The organism is Devosia sp., from assembly GCF_030689745.1.
Lineage (GTDB): Bacteria > Pseudomonadota > Alphaproteobacteria > Rhizobiales > Devosiaceae > Devosia > Devosia alba.
Genome location: NZ_JAUYGL010000158.1, coordinates 1 through 5,029, shown reverse-complemented (window position 1 = coordinate 5,029; position 5,029 = coordinate 1). Strand labels below are relative to the sequence as shown.

7 protein-coding genes are annotated in these 5,029 nt (G+C 59.8%); 3 read left to right on the top strand and 4 right to left on the bottom strand.

Annotated elements, in window-relative coordinates; genetic code table 11:
• A partial coding sequence (locus Q8O80_RS14020; RefSeq protein WP_305580273.1) for an NrsF family protein occupies window positions 1-101 on the top strand: 101 nt, incomplete at its 5' end.
• 147 nt (window positions 102-248) lie between these two features.
• On the opposite strand, the gene Q8O80_RS14015 is transcribed toward Q8O80_RS14020, so the two are convergent.
• The 3 genes from Q8O80_RS14015 to Q8O80_RS14005 all read right to left on the bottom strand — a co-directional run bounded on the left by Q8O80_RS14015 (window position 249) and on the right by Q8O80_RS14005 (window position 2,056).
• Window positions 249-896, bottom strand: a complete 648-nt coding sequence (locus Q8O80_RS14015; protein WP_305580271.1) for a ThuA domain-containing protein — start codon at window positions 894-896, stop codon at window positions 249-251.
• A gap of 63 nt (window positions 897-959) precedes the next feature.
• Complete coding sequence (locus Q8O80_RS14010) at window positions 960-1,592, bottom strand: class I SAM-dependent methyltransferase (protein ID WP_305580269.1); 633 nt, start codon at window positions 1,590-1,592, stop codon at window positions 960-962.
• On the bottom strand, window positions 1,589-2,056 hold the full coding sequence (locus tag Q8O80_RS14005) for a GtrA family protein (protein ID WP_305580267.1): 468 nt from the start codon (window positions 2,054-2,056) through the stop codon (window positions 1,589-1,591). Before Q8O80_RS14005 ends, Q8O80_RS14010 begins: the two co-directional genes overlap by 4 nt.
• Window positions 2,057-2,360: 304 nt before the next feature.
• Here Q8O80_RS14005 and Q8O80_RS14000 point away from each other — a divergent pair, with 304 nt between their 5' ends.
• Window positions 2,361-3,968, top strand: coding sequence for a bifunctional UDP-sugar hydrolase/5'-nucleotidase (locus Q8O80_RS14000; RefSeq protein ID WP_305580265.1), 1,608 nt, complete (start codon window positions 2,361-2,363; stop codon window positions 3,966-3,968).
• A 104-nt stretch (window positions 3,969-4,072) separates the two neighbouring features.
• Here the strand turns inward: Q8O80_RS14000 and Q8O80_RS13995 are convergent, their stop codons facing one another.
• The gene (locus Q8O80_RS13995) at window positions 4,073-4,327 is read right to left on the bottom strand and encodes a GlsB/YeaQ/YmgE family stress response membrane protein (protein WP_305580263.1); all 255 of its coding nucleotides are present in this window, start codon (window positions 4,325-4,327) and stop codon (window positions 4,073-4,075) included.
• Between the two features lie 184 nt (window positions 4,328-4,511).
• Here Q8O80_RS13995 and Q8O80_RS13990 point away from each other — a divergent pair, with 184 nt between their 5' ends.
• Window positions 4,512-4,925: a hypothetical protein gene (locus Q8O80_RS13990; RefSeq protein WP_305580261.1), complete on the top strand. Its 414-nt coding sequence runs from the start codon at window positions 4,512-4,514 to the stop codon at window positions 4,923-4,925.
• The last annotated feature ends 104 nt before the right edge of the window (window positions 4,926-5,029 follow it).

The window sequence follows — 5,029 nt, the reverse complement described above, 5'->3', positions numbered from 1 at the left end:
CCGAAACCGGCATGATGTTTCTGGCGCTCTGGTACACGCTGGGCATTGTGATGGTCGGGATGATCGGGACGGGACTGGGGCGATTTTTGCTAAGGTGGTAGGCCCCATCCACCGGGCGTGACCCTCGGGCTGGTGTCGCCGAAGGCTCTGCACCTGCAAAACGTGCCGAAAGTGAGTGCCCCTCGGGCCCGGCCCGAGGGTGACGATCGGGGTCGACTGGCTTCCCAGCCAATGCTCGCCGTCGCCGTTTACTCGTCCCGTGCCGCCCAGTTCATGCCGCGCCGCATCATGGTCGCCATTTCTCGCACTTCGAATTCTTTGGCCACATGCCCCAGTGTCGAGTGGAACACTCTCCCCTTGCCATGCATGCGCTTCCAGGCCACCGGCATCACAACCCCTTCAATCCACGAGGCGTGCTCACCGCTGAATGTTGTCGTCGCCAGTACCTGGTTGGAAGGGTCAACATGCATGTAATACTGTTCTGACCTGTAGGCGAACGACTTGATGCCCGCCATAATCGGGTCGAGCGGATCGGCCACGTCTACGGTGTAGTCGATGATATTGCCCGGATGGGCCACCCATTGCCCGCCCACCATGAACTGATAGTCCACGGCATCGCGGAACGCGTCGCTCATGCCCCCGTGATGGCCGGCCAAGCCCACGCCGCCCTCGACCGCCTTGGTCAGGTTCTCGATCTCGTCTTTTTCAATCTTGCTCATCGTGAAAATGGGCACGATCAATGACAACTCGTGAATGGACGGATCGGCAAAGGCGCTGGTTTCGGTAGCCGTACGCACCGAGTATCCATCCTCATGCAGCCAGCGCCGATAAATGGCTGCACATTCTTCCGGTTCATGGCCCGACCAGCCGCCATAGACAATCAAAGCACTCTTCATGCCGCGCACTCCACAAATCAGACGTCGCGCAGAATACCTGACTGAACTGGTATTGAAACCCCGTTACGCAATCGCGGGCAATCTGTGCAGCCGCATCACGAAATGCAGCTGGCGTTCAAATACCCAGTTGAGCGGCACCGGATACAGCCCCAAACGGTTTTGCCGGTCAGCCACCCCCAGGCGGGCATGCGAAAATGCCGCATTCCACTCCTGTCGATCCAGATAATTATAGGGCAGTCGAACGTCGTGCCCACGATTGCCGACCCAGTCCATCAGGCGCAATGTCGCCCCTGCCAGCCAGCCCTCGCGCAGGTGATCCTTTACCACCACGCCAAGCCGGCTCACCCGCGCCGCCTCCGCCAGCACTGCCGCAGGATCATCGGTGTGGTGCAGCACATCGACGATGGTGACATAGTCAAAACTGCCATCGGCAAAGGGCAGCGTCACCCCGTCATACTGCGTTACCGGAATATGGGTCACCGGTCGCACCAGTACGTCCACACCCTCCACCTTGAGGTCTGGCCGCAACGCCATCAAGGCCATTGCCACCTGGCCATCACCGCACCCCAAATCGAGCACGCGACCACCCTGCGGCATGGCCTGCGCCAATGCTCCCGCCAGCACTGCCACGCGCCGTTTGAAAATCAGCCCGCCATGGACATGGTTGAGCAGCGCCTTGCCCGCCTGCCCAATCACGCCGGCACCCCGGCAACAATATGATGCCGCGCAAACGCCCAGCTGCGCAGCAGCAGATAGTTAACACCCGAGGTCAGCCCTATCACCAGGGTGGATGCCATCACTGGCGGCATGGCCAGCACCCCGTACAACACATAACCAAACAACGTCGCCAGCATCAGGGCGCTCGCCTGCACGGCGAGATAGCGGGGCAATGCACTGCGATGGGACGCGTCGGACTGAAAACTGAACCGTCGATGCAGCAGGTAGATCGGCAGGATGAATACGGCATAGCAAAGCCCGTTGATCACCGAGTTCTCCAACCCGGTTGGCAGAGCCATCGTCAGACTACTGAGGGCGATAAAACCAATCGCGCCCGATGATCCGATGGCGATGAACCGCAACAAGCCGCCCCAATTGAGGCGCTGCGGTCCGGTTTCGGGCATGGGTACGCTACGCATCAAATTGGTAAGGGCGACGCTCAAAACGGCAATCCTGGGTCAGCTATGATGGTCATTCCGGCGCATGCTAGCCGCCCGGCCTTTCCGGGCTCTTACCACTCTGGGCTCGATATGCCTATTTTATCTGATGGTTGAGCTTCGCTGAACACGCGCTGCAAGTCCACCACGTTTGTTTTGACCAAAAGGTCCACTTCTCACCGTCACAAAAGACTGGTTAACTCATCGTTCGACGTGGCCGGACCGCGCTGGCTCATGGGATCTCATCCTGATGGACCTGGGCGCGGACCACCCGCGGGATTGAACCGTCAAGCTAACAAAGGATGCAGGGATGAAAAGACTACTCCTCAGCGCCACAGCGCTCACCCTCTGTGCTGGTTTTTCCAGTGCAGCCCATGCGGACTTCACGCTGAATATCCTCCATATCAACGATTTCCACTCCCGCTTTGATCCCATCACCAACAGCGATTCCAACTGCAGTGCCGAGAGCGATGCGGCCGGCGAGTGCTTCGGCGGCATTGCCCGCCTCAAGACTATCATCGACGACACCCGCGCCAAATATGCCGATGGCAATACGTTGCTGCTCTCGGCCGGCGACAATTTCCAGGGGTCGCTCTACTACACCACCTACAAGTCCAAGGTGGTCTCCGACTTCTTCAACCAGATGGGCTTTGACGTGGTCGCGACCGGCAATCACGAATTCGATGACGGCCCCGAAGAGTTCATGAAATTCATCGATGCGGCAGAATTCCCCATCATTGGCGGCAATTTTGACGTCAGCCGCGATGAGAACCTGCGCGGCAAGATCAAGGGTTCATTTGTCATCGAGATCGGCGGCGAAAAGATCGGCATCATCGGTGCGACCACGGAGGATACGCCTGAAATCGCCTCGCCAGGGCCGAACGTCGAGTTCACCGACGTGATCCAGTACGTCCGTGGCGCCTCCGAGGCCCTTGATGCCGCAGGGGTCAACAAGATCATTCTGCTCAGCCACATCGGCTACACGGTCGACATGGATGTTGCCGCAGCACTGCCCTTGGTCGACGTCATCGTCGGCGGCCACAGCCATACCCTGCTCTCCAACACCGCCGAGGGCGCCGCCGGGCCTTACCCAACCATGGTAACCAACCCTGAAGGCGTTGAAGTCCCCGTGGTGCAGGCCAACCAGTATGGCAAGTATCTGGGCGATATCGCCATCACCTGGGATGATAATGGCGTGGTGACCAAGGCCGAGGGCGAGCCTTTCCTGATCGATGCTACAGTCGAGGCCAATGCGGACTTCAAGACCCAGCTCGCCACCCTGCTCGGCCCCATCGAGGAAATGACCAGTACGGTCATCGGCAGCACCACCGAAAAACTCGAAGGGTCCCGCGAAGTCTGCCGCGTCATGGAATGCTCGATGGGTAATCTGCTCACTGACGCCATTCTCGACCGCGTCGCCGATCAAGGTGCCACCATCGCCTTCCAGAATGGCGGCGGCATCCGCGCCTCCATCGACCCCGGTGAAATCACCATGGGCGACGTGCTGACCGTACTGCCCTTCTCCAACACACTGGCCACTGTGCAGATCAGTGGCGCCGGCGTTATCGACGCCCTCGAAAACGGCGTCAGCGACATCGAGAACGGTGCCGGTCGCTTTGCCCAGGTCGCAGGCCTCAAATATGCGTTTGATCTGAAGCAGCCTGCCGGCAGCCGCGTCAGCGACGTACTGGTCAAGGGCGAAGCCGACAGCTGGGTGCCAATCGACGAAGCCGCCACCTACACCATCGCCACCAACAACTACGTGCGCGGCGGCGGCGACGGCTATGGCACATTCGCCGAAGGCGACAACCCCTACGATTTCGGCCCGCCGCTGGAACAGGTCGTGGCTGACTACATCGCCAAGCAGGGCGGCGAATACACGCCCTACACCGATGGCCGCATCACCGAGATCAAGTAGCACTCAGGCCAAAACCACGAAGGGCGCCCATGGGGCGCCCTTTTTTTTGCATGCCTAGCTTCGGCGCGTCACCCCTGGGGCGGCGGCCGTCCGGGACAACTGAATTACGAAGTCCGCCGCGCGATCTGGCTCCAGGCCAACAGGATAATCACAGCGCCAATGATCCCGCTGAGGAAATTGACGCCGTCACTGGGACCAGCGCCGCTGATCTGCTGCCAAAGCCAGGTGGCCAGCACCGAACCGACAATGCCCAGCACCGTGGTCAGAATGAAGCCGCTCGGCTTGTTGTCGCCCGGCGTGATCCACTTGGCGATCAGTCCCGCCAGAAATCCGATGATAATGGCCCAGAGTACTCCCATGCGACGCTCCTGTTTACTTTGTTGTTTAAATGAGAACGCGACCAATGGGTTACAAGATGCATGACGCGTCAAAAAGGTCGACTGCTTTTTCTAGATTGTGATCACTTTGGCTGCAACCATGCCGGCATCGTCTCGTTAGTTGGCTGTCCAAGTGGGGTGCATTACCCGGCTTAGGAGAGACCAAATGAACAACACCCTTCTCGCAACGACCATCGCTGTCCTGATGTCCGCCAGTGCACTTCCCGCCTTGGCGCAGGATGCAGCAGCGGGCGCCGACGCCATGGATAGCAGCTTCAAGTCGGTTACTGCTGCCATTTCCGGCGCCACTGACACCGATTTGAGCGCCGTCACTGACGAATCCAAGGTCACCATCGTACTGCTGTCCTCGCTGTCCGGCGATGCTGCAACCGAAGGCGCCGATCTCGATAGTGCCATCTCGGCCAATGCCGAGGCGATGACCAGCTTGCATGCCAATATTGACGGCAATGCCGCCATCAAGGCGAAGCTCGAAGCTGAAGGCTATACGTCCGCTGACGTGGTTGCCGTCCAGAGCGCTGCCGATGGCGCCGCCACGGTCTATGTCGACGACCGCAGCTAAGCGATCCCGACTGAACGAGAAACCCCGGCCGTGCGCCGGGGTTTTTTGTCGCCTGCCGATCTTGCCAAGCGCGGTCAGCTAACCACCAGCTCAACCCGGTCCCG